The sequence below is a fragment of the Achromobacter sp. E1 genome (genome assembly GCF_037039475.1).
Lineage (GTDB): Bacteria > Pseudomonadota > Gammaproteobacteria > Burkholderiales > Burkholderiaceae_B > Achromobacter > Achromobacter mucicolens.
On the sequence record NZ_CP146253.1, the window covers coordinates 2,130,740 to 2,151,182 of the forward strand.

Below are 20,443 nucleotides of genomic sequence, written 5' to 3' on the forward strand. Positions count from 1 at the left end.
CAGCGGCAGAGCAGGGTAGTGATGAGTCAGCAAGGCAGTCTTCGCAGGTTTCTCCCGCTTGCGGGTGCGGTCGCCATCTGGGGAGGGAATTGGCCCGTGATGAAAATGGGGCTGGCCCACATGAGCCCGTTGTGGCTGGCTGCCAGCCGGTTCGGATCCGCCGCGCTCATCAGCGTGCTGGTGCTGGCCCTGCTGGGTCGCCTGCGTGTGCCGACACGCCAGGAATGGCCGCTGGTCGCGGGTGTGGCCTTGCTGCAGATGGGCGCCTTCACCGCCCTCGCGCTGTGGGCGTTGCAGTACGTGGCGCCTGGACGCGCGTCGGTCATTGCCTATGCGACGTCCATCTGGGTGATCCCGCTGTCGTCGCTGATCCTGAAAGAGCGCCTGTCGATGGGCCAATGGCTGGCGACGGCGCTGAGCTACGCGGGCATCGGCGTCATCGTGGCGCCCGCGTTCAGCCCGTGGCAGGCGCACACTGTCATCGGTCTGGTGATGCTGCTTGGCGCATCGTTCGCATGGGCCTGCAACATCATCCAGCTGCGCGCCAATCGCCACGTTCGGCTGGGCGCCGACATGATTCCCTGGCAGACCGCATTGGCCACGATACCGCTGGCCGCGCTGGCCTGGATGCGTGACGGCGCGCCGACCTTTCTGGCCGATGCGCAAGCCTGGCCGCTGATCCTCTACACCGGACCGCTTGCCACTGCGCTGACGTTCATTGTCGTGCTGAGCATGACGCAGAAGCTGCCGCCTGCCGCGACGTCCATTGCGATGCTGTGCGTGCCGGTGATCGGGCTGATCGTGTCGTCCGTCGTGTTCCACGAACGCATCTCGGCGGACCTGGCGCTTGGGCTTTCGCTGATCGCGGCCAGCGTGGCGGCCTCGGCGCTGGCCGCGCGCCTGCGGCCGTTCGCGTTGCGACCCTCATAGAAGGCTCTAGAATGGCGTGCGCCGGAAATGGTGCCGGCACGTCATGCGGAACGCGCAGCGGATATGGACTCGTTATATGTAGTGGTCGTGGTGGGCGCCATGGCCGCGGGCTTCGTGCAAGGCTTGTCCGGCTTTGGTTTCGGCATGGTGGCCATGTCGTTCTGGGCCTGGACGGTGGACCCGCGGCTGGCTGCGGCGATGGCGGTGTTTGGCGCGTTGACCGGACAGTTGCTGGCGGCTTTTACCGTGCGCCGGGGCTTTGCCGCCGCGCATCTGCTGCCATTCGTCGCCGGCGGATTGCTGGGTATTCCGCTGGGCGTGAAAGTGCTGCCGCATCTTGATCCGACGGTGTTCAAGGCCTTCATCGGCGGGCTGCTCGCGATCTGGTGCCCAATCATGCTGTTTGCCGCGCGCATCCCGCGCATCACGGTAGGCGGCAAGGTTGCCGATGGCGTCGCGGGTGCGATTGGCGGAGTCATGGGCGGGCTGGGCGGGTTCACCGGGGTGATTCCGACGTTGTGGTGCACCTTGCGCGGCTTTGACCGCGACGTGCAGCGCGCGGTGATCCAGAACTTCAACTTGTCGATGCTGATGGTGACGATGGCCAGTTATGTGCTGACCGGCGTGGTCACGCGCGACATGCTGCCCCTCTTTGCGCTGATCGTGCCGGCAATGCTGGTGCCGACACTCTTGGGCACCCGCGTGTATGTCGGCATCAGCGACGTGGCGTTCCGCCGCGTCGTACTGGGCCTTTTGACGGTTTCGGGCGTTGCGTTGCTGGCGTCGTCGGTGCCGCGTCTGCTTGGCTGACCATTGGCTGACGCGGGCCGGACGGGCTTGACGGCCATGCTATCGTAGACAAATTCACGAGAGAACCACGCATGGCATTGCATCGTTTCGAAAAGGGCGAACTGGGACATTGGCTGCGCGTCGTGGCCGACAACAACGAGCCCGGCGCAGTCCAGACCGACGTGCCCGCAAACGTCGCACAAGCGCTTGAGACACTGCGCTGCATTCAGGCCGGCGCAGACGGCCGCTGGGTCATCACCGACAAGGGCAGGCTCTCGCTGCGCATGGAAGAGCCGGGCGCCATCCATTTGCGTTAGGCCATTTGCGGTCGTCGCACATTTGCGGCAATCGCCGGCTTACGCACCATGCCAGCGTTCGCGTGCCCAAGGCGGCAACGAAATTACCGCATGGTTGCGAATGTTTTCGCAGTATTTCGTGCGCCGCGCCGCCACCCCTGCGCCGTCGGGCATATCCTGAGACGGAATGTGCGAATTGACATCTTTCCGTCGTATCCGGCCCGGCGTCTCGCCAGTAAGATGAACTTTGCGTGACGTTTGAAGGTCTATTGTCTTGCGCGGGAAATTTTGTCCTGTTGCACGTCACGCGTGGTTCGCGCGTTTAGGTAACCGACTGGGAGGTAGCACATGCAGCATCGTGACCAGGAAGTACTGATCGACGTTTCCACAGCGGCCATGGACACCGGCGGATATGGCGTATTGCTGACGGTTACGGCTGAGGGCGGCACCGAAGTGGATGCCGCGTTTTCCCACTTGGGCAACTGCGCTTCGTTGGACGAAGCTCGTGATCGCGCGGAAATCTTCGCGCAAAACTGGGTAGAGGAAAATATCTTCCGATAGGGCTTGCACCCTGGACGGAGCTGATCGGCACGACCGGTCTGTGTGTGCATGAGCACGTGGCGGATTCCTACGAGATGGCGACGACGATTTCGGTTATCGTTGCTGCTCCAAAACCTGGGGCCCTCGTCGGGTTTGCGCCGTTCCAAGATGACTGCCGCACAGACCAATTCCTTTCTTGCGGATGATATCCGCGCGCTGCGGGCGCATTTTGATTCTGTCGTGTTGCCCATGTGGTTGGACCGCGGCTTCAACGACGCGCTCGGACTGCCATACGAATCCTTGGACGCTGCCAGCGGTGAACCGCTGCCCGTCACGCGTTATCGCGCCATGGCGTGCGCGCGACAGCTTTATGTTTTTGCCCAGGCGCCTGGCCAGGCGGCCGCGCAGCACGCTGATCGCCTCTTCGAATCCCTGCGACGTGTTTTTCAGAACGAGCATGGCGGTTGGCGCTATAGCGTCGACGCGCAGGCTCGGCCGCTGGACGATACCCAGGACCTGTATACGCACGCGTTCATCGTGTTGGCCGCGTCGGCGTATTTCCAGCGCAGCCGCAATGCGCAGGCGCGCAAGCTGATGCTGGCCACGGCGCGCACGATCGAGGCGCGTTTCAAGACCACGGATTCGCTGTACCACGCGGCGCTGAGCGCGGACTTTTCCCAGCCTTTGAAGCCGCCGGCGCAAAACCCCATGATGCACCTGACCGAAGCCTATCTGGCGGCGGCGCAGGTTGCCGAACCGGCTGGGTTTGCGCAGCACCTGCGCGAGCTTGCGCAAGGCGTCAGCCAGTTCTTCGTCCACGCGCCCACGCAATGCGTATCCGAGGCGTTGCAGGGCAGCGCAGGCAACCGGCTGGAGCCGGGCCATCAATTCGAATGGCTGTCCCTCGTGCACGAATCGGCGCAGGTGTTCGAAGGCCTGGATCTCGCCGAAACATTGCCGCGTGCCGTGCAATGGTCGCGCGCCCATGGCGTGGATGCCGCGGGCGTGATCGCGTCGCTGGATGAATCGGGGGCCGTGGCGGACGACACGCGCCGGATCTGGGCGCAGACGGAATACCTGAGGGTCTTGGCCGTGATGGGCGATCTGCCGGCGCTGCAAACGGCACTGGCAAGCTTTCGCGAGCGGTTTCTGCATCCGGGCGGCTGGCACGAATGCCTGGATGCGAAGGGCAATGTGACTCGGGCCGACATGCCATCGACCTCGCCTTATCACTTGGCCACCTGCCTGACCGCGTTACAAAACGTTGTATCCTAATCACGTTAACAATTTTTATTCCCAAGTTGGGGGCGAATTAATAGAAAGACATTGGTGAAATCCCTTACAATTTGCTAACACTGTTTGTGGGGAAGCATCAATGAGCGTTATGTGTTTGGCTTGCCAACGCATTAATCCAGGCCTTGCCGGTGTTGCGCCGCATTCGCACCTGGGACATCAAGGATTTACCAACCCAACGCAGAAGGGCCGGGAGGAAAGCCGCGAAGACCACTTCCGCTGCCTGAATTGCGGCGCGAAATGGCTGCGCGAGACCGACAAGTGGGGCGTGGACCTGGGCTTCAAGCTCGCGCCCTGACCGGATCCGCCGGCAACTCGGACGACACGGGCCCCTTTATGGGGCCCGTTGCTTTTGGTTGCATGCGCGGGCATTCCCGCACGATGGCGTTTGAGTCTCAGGCGGGAGCGCCGGCCGCCATGACGTCAGGATCCCGGCTGGCGGTTTCCAGCAGCCATTGGCGGAAACACGCCAGGGCGTAGTGGTCGCGCCGCTGCGCGGGCGCGCAGAGGTGGTAGCCGCGGTCGATACGGATGGCCAGTTCGGGGAAGGGGGCGGCGACGCGGCCGGCCTGCAGTTCGTCTCGGACCAGGCAGCGTTGCAACACAGCGATGCCCATGTCGGCCATGACCGCACGGATCAGGATCGATACCTGATCGAACCCGTTCGACAACGTGACGCTGGCGCGAGGCACGCCGGCTGCGGCGAACCATTGGCCCCAGTTTTCCCGGCCGTTGGTGTGATACAGCAGGGGCTCGCCCAACAAGCCCTGCGGCGTGCTCCACAGGCCCTTTGCCTGGCGTGCCGCCAGACGCCCGGGGTGGCAGATCACGACCATTTCGCGGCCGATGACGTAGTCCGCGTGCCAGCCCGGCCACTGGTCTGGCGTGCCCGACAGAATGCTCGCATCCGGCGTGGCGCCGGAGAAGTCTTCGTTGCGTCGGTAGGCCGAGAAGCCGAGCTGGATGTCCGGGTGGCGCTGGTGGAAGTCCGGCAGACGCGGCACGAGCCACGCGCTGGCCAGCGTGGGCACCGAGGATAGGGTCAGGCGCAGCCGGCGGTCGTCAGCGCGCAATTCCGTGCTGAGCGCTTCAATCGCATGCAGGGGCGCCTGTGCACCGTCGTACAGCTTGCGGCCGGTCTCGGTCAGCGTGAGGCCGTGGGCATTGCGGTGCATGAGCGGCTGGCCGAAGTGCGCCTCCAGCCGCGAGATGGCGCGGCTGATGGCGCCCTGGGTCACGCACAGCACCTCTGCTGCCTGGGTGAAGCTGCCCAGCCGGGCCGCGGTCACGAAGGCATGCAGCTCGGACATCGAGGGCGAATGCAGACGCATCTAGCATGACCTTTGGTAATGAAGGAGTGCAATATAGTCGTTTGAAAGGGGATCGTAAAGTTTGGACACTGGCGGCCTTCAGCACTACAACCCAGGAGTCGCCTCATGTCCCGCCGTCTTTTTGGCCGGTCCGCGCGCTTTGCGCTCGCCGGCATGCTTGCCACGTTGTCCTTTGCCGGCATGTCGCATGCCGCCGACTATCCCGCGCGTCCGATCAAGCTGGTGGTGCCGTTTGCCGCGGGCGGGTCGACCGACATCGTGGCGCGGCTTGTGGCCGAGTACGCGGGCCGCGACCTGAAGCAGACCATCGTCGTCGAGAACAAGGCGGGCGCCGGCGGATCGCTGGGCATGGAACAGGTGGCCCGGTCCACGCCGGACGGCTACACGATCGGCATGGCGACCATGAGCACGCACGGGTCGAATCCGGCGGTGTTCCGCAAGATGAACTACGACCCGGTCAAGGATTTCGTGCCGGTGGCGAACGTGCTGGCCGTGCCCAGCATCTTTGCGATCAACCCCAATGTCCCGGCCAAGAACATGGCCGAATTCGTCGCGCTGGCCAAGGGCGCGCCCGAACGCTACAGCTTCGCGTCGCCGGGCGTCGGTTCGCTGGGGCACGTGAACATCGAGAATTTCATGATGCTGTCGGGCATCAAGCTGCTGCACGTGCCGTACCGGGGGGCGGGGCCGGCGTTGAACGATGTGATGGGCGGGCAGGTGGACGCGATCACGGACAACCTGTCGTCGACGCTGCCGCAGGTGCTGGGCGGCAAGCTGCGCCCGCTGGCGGTGCTGGGCGCCGAGCGCTCGCCGCTGCTGCCCGACGTGCCCACCTACATCGAGCTGGGCTATCCCGACATGGGCACCGGCGGCTGGTTCGGGCTGGTCGCGCCGGCGGGCACGCCGCAGGCCGTGGTGGAGCGCCTGAACAAGGCCGTGCGCGCAGCGATGGAAGATCCGGAATTCCGCAAGAAGGCCGAAGACGTGGGTGGTACGCTGATGCCCACGACGCCGCAAGAATTCCAGGTGCAGATCGACCAGGCCCTGGCCCGCTACGCAAAAGTGGCCAAGACCGCCAATATCCAGGCTGATTGAACGATGACGACCGCCGACTTCCCCGCTGTTTCCGTGCATGAACCCACCGGGCCCGCGTTGCCGCTGGTCTGTGATTCGCCGCATAGCGGCGAGCGCTATCCCGATGACTTCGGCGCCTCGGCCACGCTGGCGCAATTGCGCCAGGGCGAGGACACGCACGTGGACGCGTTGTGGTCGGCGGCGCCCGCGCTGGGCGCGACGCTGGTCGCGGCCAATTTTCCGCGCGTCTACATCGACCCGAACCGCACCTTGCAGGATCTGGATCCGGAACTGCTGGCCGAGCCCTGGCCCGAGCCGCTGGACCCCGGCGAAAAGACGCGCCTGGGCAAGGGTCTGATCTGGCGCCGGATGGACAAGGCCACGCCGATCTACGACCGCAAGCTGACGCTGGCGCAGGTGCGGCATCGCATCCAGGCGTACTACGAGCCTTATCACGCGGCATTGGCCACGGCGATCCGGCACGTCCACGAGCGCTTCGGCGCGGTATGGCACCTGAATCTGCATTCGATGCCGAACGACGCCTACGAGCGGCTGGGACGCCAGAGCGAACATCCGCTTGCCGACTTTGTGCTGGGCGACCGGGACGGCACGACGTGCGAGCCGGAGTTCATCGCGCTCATCGAGACGGCGCTGCGCGACAAGGGCTACACGGTGGCGCGCAACGACCCGTACAAGGGCGTGCAGCTCATCGCGCAGATAGGCCAGCCCGCGCTGAACCGGCACAGCCTGCAGGTTGAGATCCGCCGTCCGCTCTACATGGACGAAGCCACGCGGGAACGCAACGCGGGTTTTGACGCGTTGCGCGAGGATCTGTCGCATGTGCTGGAACAGGTGGCGGCCTATGTGCGCGTGCGCGCGCAAGCGGTCACGTCGACAAAATAGAGTCGTTTGAATAACCGGCGCGCAGGGCGGAATGCCGCGCCGGTCCCGGCTTAAGTTTTCTTGGGGCAAGCCGTTGTGAACGTGTCGGCGCGCCCGCTCGATCGCGCCCAAGGAAACCGCAATGTCCGAGAAGATCATCGATGGATTTTCAGTGGTCGCCTACGCGACCCAGCCCGAGGGGCGCATCCCCGCGCGCGCGTTTCTGGAGACGCGGCGCCTGCCCGTGAAGGCCGCCGAAGCGCCTGCGCCTGCCGATGACGCCGAGCCGGGCGCCGAAGCGGCTGCGCCCGAGCCGGAAAGCCAGGCCTTCGAGATATTCCTTTCGCGGCGCTTTCGCAGCACGATCGAAGCCATGTCGGCGGCGCGCAATGCGCTGGACCGCGTGAAGTCCGTGGATGCGGACGGCGTGCCGGACCCGTTGCCCGAGTAGGCCGCCGTCAGGCGGGTCAGGTCAGGGTGCTGCGCATCAGGATGTCGATCAGCGCGCGGGTAGGTTTGCCCGGCGCCGGGGCCGAGATCACGATGAATTCCACCGGCGGCAGCGCGGGCAGGTTAGCCGCGCCCGCGGGCGCCGACAGGCCGGCGGTGGACAGGTGCGAGGGTTGGACGGTGATGCCCAATCCCGCGCGCGCGGCCGCCTGGCAGCCTGCGTAGCTGGTGCTGGTGCAGACGATCTGCCAGCTGCGTCCGGCGCGCGCCAGGGCGTCCAGCGTCAGCGTGCGCGTGACGCTGGGCTCGCGCAGCAGGATCAGCGGAAGCGGTTCGTCTGACACGATCCGCAAGCCTTCCTTGGCGCGCCACAGCAGCGCCTCTTTGTGCAGCGTCTGGCCGCGGCGGTCGCCACGCCGGCGCTTGCCGATCATCACATCCAGGCGGTTGTCGTCCAGCAGCTTGTAGAGCTCGCTGGTGACGCCGATGGTCAGGTCCAGCTCCACTTCGGGATGCGCAAGCCGGAACGCCGCCAGGACGTCGGGCAGGGGACCCATCGCCAGATCGTCCGAGGTGCCGAGCCGGATCCGGCCGCGCAGCCGTGGCGCATCGAACAGGCGTTCGGCTTTTTCGTGGGCGGCCAGGATGATTTCGGCATGCACGAGCAGGCTGCGGCCATCGCTGGTCAGGGCGAGCGAATGCGTGTCGCGCTGGAACAGCCGGCGATTCACGGCCGATTCGAGTTGCCGGATGTGTTCGCTGACGGTGGGCTGGGTCAGGCCCAGCCGGCGCGCGGCCTCGGTGAAACTTGGCGCGCCGGCGGCGGCCGCGAAGGTCTTGAGCCACAGGGGATTGAGCATGGGCGCGGTCTGGTCATAGGAAATGCCGATGACAGTTAAAGTACCCAGTGGCCTTCACGATGGCAAGGGGCGCGCCTATAGTGGGCGCATTTTCTTCGACACGTCCCTGCCATGCGCCGCTTTCTGCCCGACCAATTCACGCTCATCCTGATCGCCACCGTGGCGTTCGCCAGCTTTTTCCCGGCGGTGGGCAAGGGCGCGACGTTCATGATGGTGGCCAGCAACGTGGCGATTTCGCTGCTGTTCTTCCTGCATGGGGCGCGGCTGTCCACGGACGCCATCGTGTCCGGTGTGAAGGACGTGCGCTTGCACGGGCTGATCCTGGCCTGCACCTTCCTGCTGTTTCCTGCCCTGGGCCTTGGCCTGCGCGCCCTGTTTCCCGGGCTGCTGACGCCGTCGCTGTGGCTGGGCGTGCTGTTCGTCTGCACGCTGTCTTCCACCGTGCAGTCCTCGATTGCCTTTACCTCGATGGCGCGGGGCAACGTGCCGGGTGCGATCTGCGCGGCGACGGCCTCCAACCTGTTGGGCACTGTGCTGACGCCGCTGCTGGTGGCCGTTTTGCTGCATCGCCAGGGCGGCGGGCACGGGCTGGCCGACGCCGGCCGCATCCTGTTGCAGCTGTTGCTGCCGTTCGCGGTGGGCAGCCTGCTGCGGCCGTGGATCGGGGCGTGGGCGCTGCGCAACAGCCGCACGCTGTCCAAGGTCGACCGCAGCTCGATTCTGCTGGCCGTCTACACCGCGTTCAGCGAAGCCGTCGCGCAAGGCATCTGGCACGCGTTTCCGGCCATCGACCTGGCCACGATGGTGCTTGTGAACGCCTTGCTGCTGGGATCGGTGCTGGTGATCACGACGTGGGGCAGCCGCAAGCTGGGGATGACCAAGGAGAACGAGATCACGCTGGTCTTTTGCGGATCGAAGAAGTCGCTGGCGTCGGGCATTCCGCTTGCGACGGTGCTGTTTGGAACGTCGCAGATGGGCGTGGTGGTGTTGCCGCTGATGATCTTTCATCAGATGCAGCTGATGGTTTGCGCGGTACTGGCGCGGCGCTATGCCGAGCGCGAGGAACCGGCGGCGGCGGTGCCGGCCCGGGCGTAAGGCCCCGCGCGGCGCGACGCCTGGCGATGGGATCAGGCGGCTGCGTCCAGCGGCTGGATCCTGCCGGCGGGCTGCCAGAAGACGCTGCCGTCGCGCTCGGTGACGTCCAGCGTGGTCAGGCGTCCGTTCTTGCAGGGCCCGCCCACGCAAACGCCTGTGTCGGGTTGGTAGGTGGCGCCGTGGCGGGCGCACATGATGAGGTCGCCCGCGCGGGTGAAGAAGCTGCCTTCCCAATCGAGTTCCACGCCGATGTGGGCGCAGCGGTTCAGGTAGCCGTGCACCTGATCCTGGTAGCGCACGAAGAAGGCGGTGGTGCGGCCCGCGCCATCGGTCACGGGCACCTTCACGCCCAAACCGCCGTTGACCAGGTCGCCGGCGGCGCAGACGAGCACTTCGGGAAGGGTGGGGGAATCCTGCATGGGAGGCCTGGCTCTCAAAGGGTGCGATGTTCTGACAGGGGGCGCGGCTTGTCAATCCGCGGGCGCGGACCGTGCGCTCTCCTGCTGGCGGGTCCACATGCCGGCGTAGATGCCGCCCTGGGCGAGCAGTTGCGGATGACGGCCGCGCTCGACGATGCGGCCGTCTGCCAGCACGATGATCTCGTCCGCGTCGGCCACCGTGGACAGGCGGTGCGCAATGATCAGCGTACTGCGGCCCTGGCTGACCTCGCGCAGGTTGGCCTGGATCTCGCGTTCGGTATGGGTGTCCAGGGCGCTGGTGGCCTCGTCGAACAGGAAGATGGCCGGATTCTTGAGGATGGTACGGGCGATCGCGACGCGTTGCTTTTCGCCGCCTGACAGCTTCAGGCCGCGCTCGCCCACCAGGGTGTCGTAGCCGTCCGGCATGGTCAGGATGAGGTCGTGGATGTGCGCCAGGCGCGCGGCGGCCTCGATTTCCGCTTCCGTGGCGCCGGGCCGCCCGTAGCCGATGTTGTAGCGGATGGTGTCGTTGAACAGCACGGTGTCCTGCGGCACGACGCCGATCGCCGCGCGCACGCTGGCCTGCGTGACGTCGCGCACGTCCTGGCCGTCGATCAGGATGGCGCCGCTGTCCGCGTCATAGAAGCGGAACAGCAGGCGCGCGATCGTGGACTTGCCGGCGCCCGAGGTGCCGACCACGGCCACCGTTTTTCCAGCGGGAATGGAAAAGCTGACGCCCTTCAGGATGGCGCGGCGCGGGTCATAGCCGAAATGCACGTCGCGGAATTCGACGGCGCCGCCCGAGACCTGCAGCGGCGTGGCGCCCGGGCGGTCGGCCACTTCGCGGTCCTGGCCCAGCAGCTCGAACATGCGCTCCATGTCGATCAGCGCCTGCTTGATTTCGCGGTAGATGAACCCGAAGAAACTGAGCGGCGTGTAGAGCTGCAACAGATAGGTGTTGACCAGCACGAAGTCGCCCAGCGTATAGCGGCCCTCGGCGATGCCGTTGGCCGCCATCCACATCACGAGCGTCAGCCCCACGGAGATGATGGCGGCCTGGCCCACGTTCAGGATCGACAGGCTGACCTGGCTGCGCACGGCAGCGCGTTCGTAGCGGGTGAGCGAAGCGTCGTAGCGCCGGGCCTCGTGTTCTTCGTTGCCGAAATACTTGACCGTCTCGTAGTTCAGCAGGCTTTCGATGGCCTTGGTGTTGGCCTCGGAGTCGGTTTCGTTCATCTGGCGCCGGAACTTGGTGCGCCATTCGGTCACAGCCAGGGTGTAGGCCATGTAGAGGACGACCGTGGCGCCCGTGGCCAGCGCCAGCCAGCCGTCGAACATCTTCCACAGCACAACGCAGACGAGGCTGATTTCGAAGAACGTGGGCAGGATGTTGAACAGCAGGAACGACAGCAGCGTCTGGATGCCCTTGGTGCCGCGTTCGATGGCGCGGTTCAGCCCGCCGGTCTGGCGCGCCAGGTGAAAGCGCAGCGCCAGGCTGTGCAGGTGACGGAAGATCTGCAGGCCGACGGAACGGATCGCATGCTGGCCGACCCGCGCGAAGATCGCATCGCGCAGTTCGGAGAACAGCAGCGACAGGACGCGCGCGGTGCCGTAGGCCAGGATCAGCCCGAGCGGCACGGTCACCGTGCCGGGCGCGCCCTTGCCCAGCTCGTCCACCGCCTGCTTGTACAGCAGGGGCACGTAGACGGTCGCGGCCTTGGCGGCGAACAGGCACAGCAGTGCCGCCACCACGCGTAGCTTCAGGCCGGTCTTGCCGGGCGGCCACAGGTAGGGAAAGAGGGTGCGAAGCGTGGCAAGACCGCCGCCCTTGCCGGGCCGCGTTTCAGGAGGATTCATGGGTCGGGATGCCGTGGTTGAGGCGGGCTCCACCAGGGGAGTTAAGCCGTTTGCAGGGCATTATGGGGCACCAGCGGTACTATTTGAGGCATAACCCCTGGGCACGGGTGCACCTTGACCAGGGGCTGCAAGGCGGTATCGCGACACGGGCGCAGCGCGTCGGGCCCGTTTCTTTCTCTTCCAACCGGGGGGCCGGCCGGCTGCTCCCCTGGTTACGCGACCGGGCGCGTTTTCGCCGCGCCGCGGTGACGTTGCAAGCTATGGAGGGTCTTATGGCGAAGGTACCCGCAGTGAAATTGAACGACGGAGGCAAGATTCCGCAGTTGGGCCTGGGCGTGTGGCAGGTGCCTGACGATCAGGCGGCCTCCAGCGTGAAGGAAGCGCTGGCGGCAGGTTACCGGTCGGTGGATACGGCAGCCATCTATGGCAACGAGGCGGGCGTGGGTGCGGGCTTGCGGTCGGCCGGCGTGGCGCGCAAGGACCTGTTCATCACGACCAAGCTGTGGAACGACAGGCACGGCTACGACGACGCGCACAAGGCGATGGACGAAAGCCTGGAGAAGCTGGGCCTGGCGTACGTGGACCTGTACCTGATTCACTGGCCGGTGGCCGGGAGCGAGAAGTTCCTGGACGCCTGGCGGGCCATGATCGAGATGAAGGAAGATGGCCGCGCGCGATCGATCGGCGTGTCGAACTTCACGCAAGCGAATCTGGAACGCCTGATCGACGCGTCGGGCGTCACGCCCGCCGTCAACCAGATCGAGCTGCACCCCGGATTCACGCAGACTGCGCTGCGGGCCTTCCATGCCCGCCATGGCATCGTGACCGAATCCTGGAGCCCGCTTGCGCAGGGCAACATCACGAAGGAAAAGGTGATCCTGGATCTGGCGCAAAAGCACGGCAAGTCGCCAGCCCAGGTAACGCTGCGCTGGCATCTGCAGCATGACCTGGTCGTGATTCCGAAGTCCATCACGCCGGCGCGGATCCGCGAAAACATCGACGTCTTCGACTTCGAACTGTCGCCGGCCGAGATGGCGGCCATCGACGGCATCAAAGAAGGCCCGCGGCTGGGGCCGGACCCCGAGAAGTTCGCGTAACGAGCGGACGTAGGCACGGCGGGCGCGGCGAGCGGGGCCGCGCGGCCGTCCTGGACCGCCCGATTGCGCCAGCAAGCGGCCGGCTAGTGATCGAGCGGGAAAACCCAGTAGCGCAGGATCACCACGAGCAGAATGGTGAGGGCAGTCCATGACGCCCAATGCCACGCGCCGGTGCCCAGTAGGGCGGCCAGCAGGCCGAAGATGCTGAGGGCGCCCAGCAGGATCGGCATGCCCCACACGAACAGGAAGCCGCGGCCGCCTTTGCCTTTGAACTGGCTCATGCGGGCGTCCTTTGCGGGGCGGCGGCTGCCTGGTGTTTCTTGATGAGGTCGTTGATGCGCGCCTCGGTGGCGCGGCGGCGGGCCAGCCACAGGTACAGGCCGCTCACCAGCACCACGATGGTGACCAGGTCGAGCAGCGCCCAGATGATCTTGAGCGGCAGGCCGCCGTAATCGCCGAAATGCAGCGGCCGCGAGACTTCCAGCGCGGTCAGGTACCACGGCATCCGCGCGACCGTCGTCAGTTCGCCGGTCCGGCCGTCGATCAGAACGGGCGTATTCAGCTTGGACGTCAGCGGCGTGTCGCCGCGCATCCAGGCGATGAAGTGTTGCGGGCTGCCGAAGGCGTTGCCGGGGAATGAAATGAACGAAACCTCGTTGCCGGGCATGGACTTGCGCGCGGTGTCTGCCGCCAGTTGCGCCGATGCCAGCTGCGTGGGGATGGGCTGGCCCTTGTAGGGTTCCAGGACGCGCGGCAGTTCGGTGGACTGCCATAGCCGGAAGAGCGGCGTGGACAGTTCGTTGACGACGCCGGTGACGCCCACCACAAACGCCCAGACCAGCGTGACGATGCCCAGCAGGTTGTGCAGATCCAGCCACTTCAGGCGTGTCGAGCGCGTGGCGCGCACGGTGCCGAATTCCAGCTTCTTCATGAAGGGGCCGTACAGCACGACGCCCGACACGATGGCCACGCAGAACAAAAGACCCATGAAGCCCAGGAACAGCTCGCCCGCCAGTCCCGCGAAAAGGTCCACATGCAGCGCCAGCATGACGCCCATGAACGAAAACTTGTCTTCGGTGTAGAGCGGGCCGTCGAGCAGCACATCGCCCGTGCGCGCGTCCATGCGGATGGCATGGCCCGAGGCCTGCCCGTCGCCCGGCGTCTTGGCCATGCCGACGAAGACCTGCGGTTCGTCGGGGTCGAAGAACAGGTAGTCGACGACCTCGTTCGGGTACATCTCGCGGGCGCTCGCGACAAGTTTGTCGAGGTTGGCGGGCGGCGTGCCGGCAGGCACCTCCGATAGGGGCTTGGCATCGTCCAGCCAGTGCTCGATCTCGTGATGGAACACGAGCGGCAGGCCGGTGAGACAGATGATCAGCAAAAAGATCGTGCAGACCAGGCTGGTCCATTTATGGACCAGATACCAGGTTTTGATGGTGGACGCGGCGGTCATGGCGACGGCGGGGGAGCGGCCAGGCGCTACCCCCTCAAGAACGGAACGGGAAAGGAGGAAACATTATCACGAACAAGAGCGATTCTCGTAACGCTATTTGACCCTTTCGGCATCCGGGCTGGCCGTGGGGACAGAGCAAAGCGGGTTAAAAAGAAGGGTCAGATTTTTCCTTGCGGCATACCCGAATCATCATGGAGCAGCGTTTTCTCAAGGTTCCGCGCAATGAAGCCGGCCGCGATTTTGCGGTGGGCGACGTGCACGGCCATTTTTCGCGTCTGCAACAGGCGCTGGATGAACTGGGGTTCGACCCCGCCTTCGATCGGCTTTTTTCCGTGGGCGACCTGGTCGACCGCGGGCCCGAGAACGAGGCCGCGCTGGACTGGCTGGCAAAGCCGTGGTTTTACGCGGTGCAAGGCAATCACGAGGACTACGCGATTCGCCACGTGCGCACCGGGCAAGTGGACGTGAAGAACTGGCGCGGTTACGGGGGTGGCTGGTTTCTGGATTTGCCTGCCGAGCGGCAGGCGGTGTTTGCCGAGGCCTTCACCCGGCTGCCCATTGCCATCGAGGTTGAAACGTCGTCGGGCGCGGTCGGACTGCTGCATGCCGATTGCCCGGTGCTGTTCTGGCCCAGGCTGGAGTCCGCGTTGCAGGACCGCTACAAACGCACCAGCGCGGCGTGCCAGTGGTCGCGCGACCGACTGCGCCAGATGGACCGCACCGGCATCCTGGGCGTCAGGGCGGTGGTGGCGGGGCATACCCCGGTGGCATCGCCGCTTGCGCTGGGCAATGTGTATCACATCGACACCGAAGGCTGGAACGGCGGCTACTTCACCTTTTTGAACCTGGAATCCCTGCAGGCGTGGCCGCGCGAGGTCGTGACCGAGGCCGCGGCCGCCGAGTAGCGGGGGCGGGTCCCAAAAGAAAAACGGGCGCCGAGGCGCCCGTTTTGCGTGATGCGCGGCGCTTACAGCGGCCGGGCGGTCACCGTGCCGGGGCTGGTCACGGCGCTGGCGCTCACGCCGGCCGAGTCGGCCGGCGCGGCCGCGGCAGGCAGGGCCGGCGGCTGCACGCCGCCCGCGGCGGGCATGGCCTGCGCCTGCGGGCCGGGCGCGGCGTCCGCGCGCGGCACCGGGATCGGCATCAACGGCGGTTGGATCGGACTGTCTTGCGGGGCTGCGGCGCCGCCCGGGGGCAGCGGCTTGACCGAGGTGTCGACGCCATCCGTCGAGCGGTTGTTGTTCAGGAAATCGGTGAGCGCGTCGCCGGAAGACAGGTCCAGCGAGGCCACGGCCTGGCCGGGCGGGAATTCGGAGAAGTAGTACTCGCCGTTGTCCACCAGCAGGCCATCGGGACGGGGCGCCGGCTTGGCCTGCGGCACGTCCTTGAGCACGGGCTGCATGTAGTCCAGCCAGGTGGACAGCGCCAGACCGCTGCCGAACTCGTTGGTGCCCAGCGACTTGGGCTGGTCAAAGCCCATCCACACGGTGGTGGCCAGGGTCTGCGTGAAGCCCGAGAACCAGACGTCGACGGCGTCGTTCGTGGTGCCGGTCTTGCCGCCGATGTCGTTGCGCTTGAGCACCTGATGCGCGCGGGCGGCGGTGCCGTTGACGGTGACGTCGCGCAGGATGTCGTCCATGACCCAGGCGGTGCGCGGGTCGATGGCGCGCGCCTGCGCATCGCCGGCCACGACGGGCTGGGCCTTCATCAGCACGTTGCCGGCGCGGTCCGTGACGTGGTCGATGAGGTAGGGCGTCACGCGATAGCCGCCGTTGGCGAACACGCTGTAGCCATTGACGACCTGCAGCGGCGTGGCGCCGCCCGCGCCCAGGGCAAGCGGCAGCACGGCCGGCCAGCGCGACTTTTCGAAGCCGAAGCGCGTCAGGTAGTCCTGGGCATATTGCGGGGAAATTGCCTGCAGGATGCGGATCGACACCATGTTCTTGGACCGCATGAGGCCCTGGCGCAGGGTCAGCATGGGTTCGTACTTGTTGCCGTCGTTCTTGGGCTGCCAGGCCTTCGAGCCCGTCTGCTCGGCCGTCAGCATGAAGGGCTGGTCGGAAATCTGCGTGGCGGGCGTGAGGCCCCGTTCCAGCGCGGCCGCGTAGACGAACGGCTTGATGTTCGAACCGGGCTGGCGCCAGGCCTGCGTGACGCGGTTGAAGTGGCCGCGATTGAAGTCAAAGCCGCCGATCATGGCGCGGATGGCGCCATCCTGCGGCACCATCGACACCAGCGCGGCTTGCAGCGCCGGCATGTTGATGATTTCCCAGTTGTCGCCGTTCTTGTGGATGTAGACGACGGAACCGCGGCGGATGCGCTGGGTGTCGCTGGCCTTGGGATTGAGCGCGCGGGCGACAACCGCCAGGGCCTTCTTGTCCGAGATCGTGATGATGTCGCGTCCGCTGCGCGCCACGGTGACTTCGGTGGGGCTGGCGGCCAGCACGACGGCGGCGAGCAGGTCTTCGCTGTCGGGCGACTTTTCCTGCACGCCATCCAGGACCTCGTCGAGCGCCTGCGGATCCTTTTCCACGCCGTCGGGCAGGTCGACCTGGTCTTCCGGACCCGGATAGACGGCGCGGCGTGTGTAATCGATGATGCCGTCGCGCACGGCGCGATAGGCGGCTTCCTGGGCCTTGGAATCGATCGTGGTGTAGACGTCGATGCCCTGCGAATACGTGTTTTCCTGGAAGACGCCGTACATCAGCTGGCGGGCCAGCTCGGCCGGATAGTCGCCATGCACCGCGAAGCCGCGCGCGCTGCTGCCGTCCGACCCGCGGATCGTGAGGCGCTGGTTCAGGGCCTCTTCGGTCTGCTCCGGCGTCAGGTAGCCCAGCGTCTTCATGCGGCCCAGCACGTAATGCTGGCGGATTTCCGCGCGCGGGAAGTTGGTGATGGGGTTAAAGCGCGAGGGCGCCTTGGGAATGCCGGCCAGCATCGCGGCTTCGGCCGGGGTGACCTCCGACAGCGGTTTGCCGAAGTACGTGCGCGAAGCGGCCGCGAAACCATAGGCGCGATGGCCCAGGTAGATCTGGTTCATGTAGAGCTCGAGGATCTGGTCCTTGGTGAGCTCGGATTCAATCTTGAACGTCAGCAGCAGTTCATAGAACTTGCGCGAGTAGGTCTTCTCCGACGACAGATAGAAGTTGCGCGCAACCTGCATCGTGATCGTGCTGCCGCCCTGGGACTTGGAGCCCTTGACGATGTTGGTCAGCACGGCGCGCGCAACGCCCATCCAGTCGACGCCGCCGTGGCTGTAGAAACGGTCGTCCTCGGCCGCCAGCACGGCTTGGCGCATTACCGGGGGGATCTCGTCGAAACGCAGCACGTTGCGGTGCTCTTCGCCGTATTCGCCGATCAATACCTTGTCCGCCGTGTAGATGCGCAGCGGCACGCGCGGCCGGTAGTCGGTCATCGCGTGCAGGTCGGGCAGGCTGGGCCACGCCAGGGCCAGCGCGAGGCCGAGCAGGATGGCGCCGCACACGGCTGCGCCGGCGGCTGCGATGCCCGCTTTGACCAGGAGAGGTTTCCAGGGGAGGCCCGATTTGCCGCCCGGGTTGGCGGAGGATTGCTGGGGGGTGCTCATTGCAGGCGATTCTAGGTCAGAACGCTATAGACCGCCCAGGGCGCAATAAGGTTTCGGTAACGAAATCTGCCCGCCCAGGAGGAATTCAGCTTTATGTCAGGCGCTTGCAGCGCCGGGGACGCATTGCAGGTAGCGCTGCGGCGGCGCGCCCAGCGCGCGGTGGAACATGGCCGAGAACGCGCTGGCGCTACGGTAGCCAAGGTCCGCGGCGATCCGCGCGACGGGCTCGCCCAGCGACAGGCGGCACACGGCGTCGGCCAGGCGCACCTGCTGCACCCATTGGCGGTAGTTCAGCCCCAGTTCGCTTTGAAACAATCGGATCAATGTGCGGCCGCTGGCGCCGATCTCGCTGCCCCAGTCGTCGATGCCGCGCTGCAGGCCGGGCTGGTCCAGAATGGCCGCGCAAATGGCTTGCAGGCGCCGGTCGCGCGGCCAGGGGATCTGAATCGGCACGACACGGGCCGCGGCCAGTTCGGCCAGGATCAATCCGGCGATCTGTTCGATCCGTCCCCCGAGCGGGTAGTCGATGGGCTCGGCCGTCAGCGCCAGGATCAGTTCGCGCAACAGGCCGCTTACCTCGATCACCTGGCACTGGGGCCAGTAGCCCGCAGCCGCCTCGGCCTGGATGTAGAGCGAACGCATGGAGACCGCGCCCACCATGTCCACGCCGTGCGGCACGCCGGCCGGCACCCAGAGCGCGCGCAGCGGCGGCAGGGCCCAGAAGCCGCTGGGCGTGGTGACGCGCATCACGCCTTCGATGGCGTAGATGAGCTGCGCGCGGGGGTGCGAATGCGAGCCGGTCTGCGCGCCCGCGGGAAATTCCTTGGCCATTGCCGTCACGACGCGCGGGCGATGCTGGTAGTCCTGGGCATTGATGCTTCGCGCGGGATCGGGGGCGGGGCGCACGACCATGGTGTCACTTCCGGCAAAAGGATGAGGGCACGCTCAAAAGCGCAGTGCGCCTATTTTGTCACTTTGGCGACGAAAATTGGCAGATCGCGCGGACGCCGGATTTCTACACTTGAGGCCTGGTTCCGGCGTCCGGCCGGCTGTCCTTCAATCTTTCTTGCGCGACCCATGAACTCCGCCCAGAATCCCGGCGCCGGCCTGGCTGCCACTCCGCCCGCGGCACCGGCCGCCTCGTCCGATCCCTCCACCGCCTTCAAGGTGTTGGGCGCCATCAGCGTGGCGCATCTGATGAACGACATGATCCAGTCGATCCTGCTCGCCATCTATCCGATGCTCAAGGATTCGTTCAGCCTGACGTTTACGCAGATCGGCCTGATCACGCTGGTCTACCAGCTTGCCGCGTCGTTGCTGCAGCCCTTCATCGGCTTGTACACCGACCGGCATCCCAAACCGTACTCGCTGCCGGTGGGCATGGGGTTCACGCTGGTGGGCCTGTTGCTGTTGTCGATGGCGCCGTCCTTCGGCTGGCTGCTGGTGGCGGCGGTGCTGGTGGGCACGGGCTCGTCGGTGTTTCACCCCGAGTCGTCGCGGGTGGCGCGCATGGCGTCGGGGGGGCGGCACGGGCTGGCGCAGTCGCTGTTCCAGGTGGGCGGCAATGTGGGATCGGCGCTGGGACCGCTTCTGGCCGCGCTGGTCATCATTCCGCACGGGCAGGGCAGCGTGGCGTGGTTCTCGGTGGCGGCGCTGTTCGGCATCGGGGTGCTGATGTGGATCGGCCGCTGGTACAGCGCCAACCGCGTGCTGCTCAAGCCGCGCGCGCGGCGCGAGGGCGCGGACAATGGGCTCACGCGCCATCAGGTGATGGGCGCGTTGGCGGTGCTGGGCCTGCTGGTGTTCTCGAAGTACTTCTATCTGGCCAGCCTGAACAGCTACTTCACCTTCTACCTGATCGACAAGTTCGCGCTGTCGGTGCGCGAGGCGCAGCTGTATCTCTTTCTGTTCCTGGCTGCCGTGGCGGTGGGCACCGTCGTGGGCGGACCGGTCGGCGACCGCATCGGCCGCAAGATCGTGATCTGGGTGTCGATCCTGGGCGTGGCGCCTTTCACGCTGATGCTGCCGCACGCGAACCTGTTCTGGACGGGCGTGCTGGTGGTCATCATCGGCGTGGTGCTGGCCTCGGCGTTCTCGGCGATCGTGGTCTATGCCCAGGAACTGGTGCCGGGCAAGGTGGGGATGATCGCGGGGCTGTTCTTCGGCTTTGCGTTCGGCATGGGCGGCCTGGGCGCGGCGGTGCTGGGCAGGCTGGCCGACGCCACCAGCATTGGCCATGTTTATCAGCTATGCGCCTATCTGCCGCTGCTGGGCGTCGTGGCCATCCTGTTGCCGAAGATGCGGCGCGTGTAGGGCCACCCGCGAGGATCGCAAATCTGCCGGCGCCAGAGGCACGCGCCACGCCCGTGGGGCGTGGCGGCGGCGCTGACGGCTGGGCCGTCGACGCACGGAACTTTGCGGATATTTGCGTAAGTTAACTGTCAATTACTGCAAAGGGAACGTCACGGCGCGGGCGCCTTGGCGTATTCTT

Annotated in this window: 21 protein-coding genes; 13 read left to right on the forward strand and 8 right to left on the reverse strand. The window is 66.0% G+C overall.

Annotated elements, in window-relative coordinates; translation table 11 throughout:
* Window positions 1-21 precede the first annotated feature (21 nt).
* From V6V88_RS09740 to V6V88_RS09765, 6 genes are all read left to right on the forward strand, one after another.
* A complete protein-coding gene (locus V6V88_RS09740; RefSeq protein WP_223575128.1) occupies window positions 22-930 on the forward strand; it encodes a DMT family transporter in 909 nt (302 codons plus the stop codon).
* Window positions 931-993: 63 nt separating this feature from the next.
* Window positions 994-1,740 carry a sulfite exporter TauE/SafE family protein gene (locus V6V88_RS09745; RefSeq protein WP_056315934.1) on the forward strand — a complete coding sequence of 249 codons (747 nt, stop codon included), beginning with the start codon at window positions 994-996 and terminating at the stop codon, window positions 1,738-1,740.
* A 71-nt stretch (window positions 1,741-1,811) separates the two neighbouring features.
* Complete coding sequence (locus tag V6V88_RS09750) at window positions 1,812-2,036, forward strand: hypothetical protein (protein ID WP_056315937.1); 225 nt, start codon at window positions 1,812-1,814, stop codon at window positions 2,034-2,036.
* Window positions 2,037-2,363: 327 nt separating this feature from the next.
* Window positions 2,364-2,576 carry a hypothetical protein gene (locus V6V88_RS09755; RefSeq protein WP_006218759.1) on the forward strand — a complete coding sequence of 71 codons (213 nt, stop codon included), beginning with the start codon at window positions 2,364-2,366 and terminating at the stop codon, window positions 2,574-2,576.
* 147 nt (window positions 2,577-2,723) lie between these two features.
* The gene (locus V6V88_RS09760; RefSeq protein WP_223575130.1) at window positions 2,724-3,830 is read left to right on the forward strand and encodes an AGE family epimerase/isomerase; all 1,107 of its coding nucleotides are present in this window, start codon (window positions 2,724-2,726) and stop codon (window positions 3,828-3,830) included.
* Window positions 3,831-3,930: 100 nt separating this feature from the next.
* Window positions 3,931-4,146 carry a hypothetical protein gene (locus V6V88_RS09765; protein WP_006388022.1) on the forward strand — a complete coding sequence of 72 codons (216 nt, stop codon included), beginning with the start codon at window positions 3,931-3,933 and terminating at the stop codon, window positions 4,144-4,146.
* Between the two features lie 97 nt (window positions 4,147-4,243).
* On the opposite strand, the gene V6V88_RS09770 is transcribed toward V6V88_RS09765, so the two are convergent.
* Window positions 4,244-5,179, reverse strand: a complete 936-nt coding sequence (locus V6V88_RS09770; RefSeq protein ID WP_223575132.1) for a LysR substrate-binding domain-containing protein — start codon at window positions 5,177-5,179, stop codon at window positions 4,244-4,246.
* A gap of 105 nt (window positions 5,180-5,284) precedes the next feature.
* Between V6V88_RS09770 and V6V88_RS09775 the strand changes: the two genes are divergently transcribed.
* From V6V88_RS09775 to V6V88_RS09785, 3 genes are all read left to right on the forward strand, one after another.
* The gene (locus V6V88_RS09775) at window positions 5,285-6,274 is read left to right on the forward strand and encodes a tripartite tricarboxylate transporter substrate binding protein BugE (protein ID WP_223575134.1); all 990 of its coding nucleotides are present in this window, start codon (window positions 5,285-5,287) and stop codon (window positions 6,272-6,274) included.
* 3 nt (window positions 6,275-6,277) lie between these two features.
* Entirely contained in the window at window positions 6,278-7,156 is an 879-nt protein-coding gene (locus V6V88_RS09780; protein ID WP_223575136.1) for an N-formylglutamate amidohydrolase, read from the forward strand.
* A 121-nt stretch (window positions 7,157-7,277) separates the two neighbouring features.
* Window positions 7,278-7,586: a hypothetical protein gene (locus tag V6V88_RS09785; protein WP_179688784.1), complete on the forward strand. Its 309-nt coding sequence runs from the start codon at window positions 7,278-7,280 to the stop codon at window positions 7,584-7,586.
* Window positions 7,587-7,602: 16 nt separating this feature from the next.
* Here the strand turns inward: V6V88_RS09785 and V6V88_RS09790 are convergent, their stop codons facing one another.
* Entirely contained in the window at window positions 7,603-8,445 is an 843-nt protein-coding gene (locus V6V88_RS09790) for a LysR substrate-binding domain-containing protein (protein WP_062841866.1), read from the reverse strand.
* Window positions 8,446-8,556: 111 nt separating this feature from the next.
* Here V6V88_RS09790 and V6V88_RS09795 point away from each other — a divergent pair, with 111 nt between their 5' ends.
* On the forward strand, window positions 8,557-9,540 hold the full coding sequence (locus tag V6V88_RS09795; RefSeq protein WP_056315950.1) for a bile acid:sodium symporter family protein: 984 nt from the start codon (window positions 8,557-8,559) through the stop codon (window positions 9,538-9,540).
* Window positions 9,541-9,572: 32 nt separating this feature from the next.
* Here V6V88_RS09795 and V6V88_RS09800 read toward each other — a convergent pair whose 3' ends face one another.
* Both V6V88_RS09800 and V6V88_RS09805 read right to left on the reverse strand, forming a co-directional pair.
* Window positions 9,573-9,959 (reverse strand): Rieske 2Fe-2S domain-containing protein, encoded by a 387-nt coding sequence (locus V6V88_RS09800; RefSeq protein WP_062841865.1) that lies wholly within the window; start codon window positions 9,957-9,959, stop codon window positions 9,573-9,575.
* Window positions 9,960-10,010: 51 nt separating this feature from the next.
* Entirely contained in the window at window positions 10,011-11,816 is a 1,806-nt protein-coding gene (locus tag V6V88_RS09805; RefSeq protein WP_062841864.1) for an ABC transporter ATP-binding protein/permease, read from the reverse strand.
* Between the two features lie 272 nt (window positions 11,817-12,088).
* On the opposite strand from V6V88_RS09805, the gene V6V88_RS09810 reads away from it, so the two are divergent.
* A complete protein-coding gene (locus tag V6V88_RS09810) occupies window positions 12,089-12,913 on the forward strand; it encodes an aldo/keto reductase (protein ID WP_223575138.1) in 825 nt (274 codons plus the stop codon).
* Window positions 12,914-12,996: 83 nt separating this feature from the next.
* Here the strand turns inward: V6V88_RS09810 and V6V88_RS09815 are convergent, their stop codons facing one another.
* Both V6V88_RS09815 and V6V88_RS09820 read right to left on the reverse strand, forming a co-directional pair.
* Window positions 12,997-13,194 carry a hypothetical protein gene (locus tag V6V88_RS09815; protein WP_056315961.1) on the reverse strand — a complete coding sequence of 66 codons (198 nt, stop codon included), beginning with the start codon at window positions 13,192-13,194 and terminating at the stop codon, window positions 12,997-12,999.
* The gene (locus V6V88_RS09820; protein WP_223575140.1) at window positions 13,191-14,366 is read right to left on the reverse strand and encodes a PepSY-associated TM helix domain-containing protein; all 1,176 of its coding nucleotides are present in this window, start codon (window positions 14,364-14,366) and stop codon (window positions 13,191-13,193) included. The genes V6V88_RS09815 and V6V88_RS09820 overlap by 4 nt, the downstream gene beginning before the upstream one ends.
* Before the next feature lie 191 nt (window positions 14,367-14,557).
* On the opposite strand from V6V88_RS09820, the gene V6V88_RS09825 reads away from it, so the two are divergent.
* Complete coding sequence (locus V6V88_RS09825) at window positions 14,558-15,271, forward strand: metallophosphoesterase (protein WP_223575142.1); 714 nt, start codon at window positions 14,558-14,560, stop codon at window positions 15,269-15,271.
* A gap of 62 nt (window positions 15,272-15,333) precedes the next feature.
* Here the strand turns inward: V6V88_RS09825 and V6V88_RS09830 are convergent, their stop codons facing one another.
* Both V6V88_RS09830 and V6V88_RS09835 read right to left on the reverse strand, forming a co-directional pair.
* Window positions 15,334-17,952, reverse strand: a complete 2,619-nt coding sequence (locus V6V88_RS09830; RefSeq protein ID WP_223575143.1) for a PBP1A family penicillin-binding protein — start codon at window positions 17,950-17,952, stop codon at window positions 15,334-15,336.
* 96 nt (window positions 17,953-18,048) lie between these two features.
* Entirely contained in the window at window positions 18,049-18,864 is an 816-nt protein-coding gene (locus V6V88_RS09835; protein WP_223575145.1) for a helix-turn-helix transcriptional regulator, read from the reverse strand.
* A 165-nt stretch (window positions 18,865-19,029) separates the two neighbouring features.
* Here V6V88_RS09835 and V6V88_RS09840 point away from each other — a divergent pair, with 165 nt between their 5' ends.
* Complete coding sequence (locus V6V88_RS09840) at window positions 19,030-20,265, forward strand: MFS transporter (protein WP_223575147.1); 1,236 nt, start codon at window positions 19,030-19,032, stop codon at window positions 20,263-20,265.
* The last annotated feature ends 178 nt before the right edge of the window (window positions 20,266-20,443 follow it).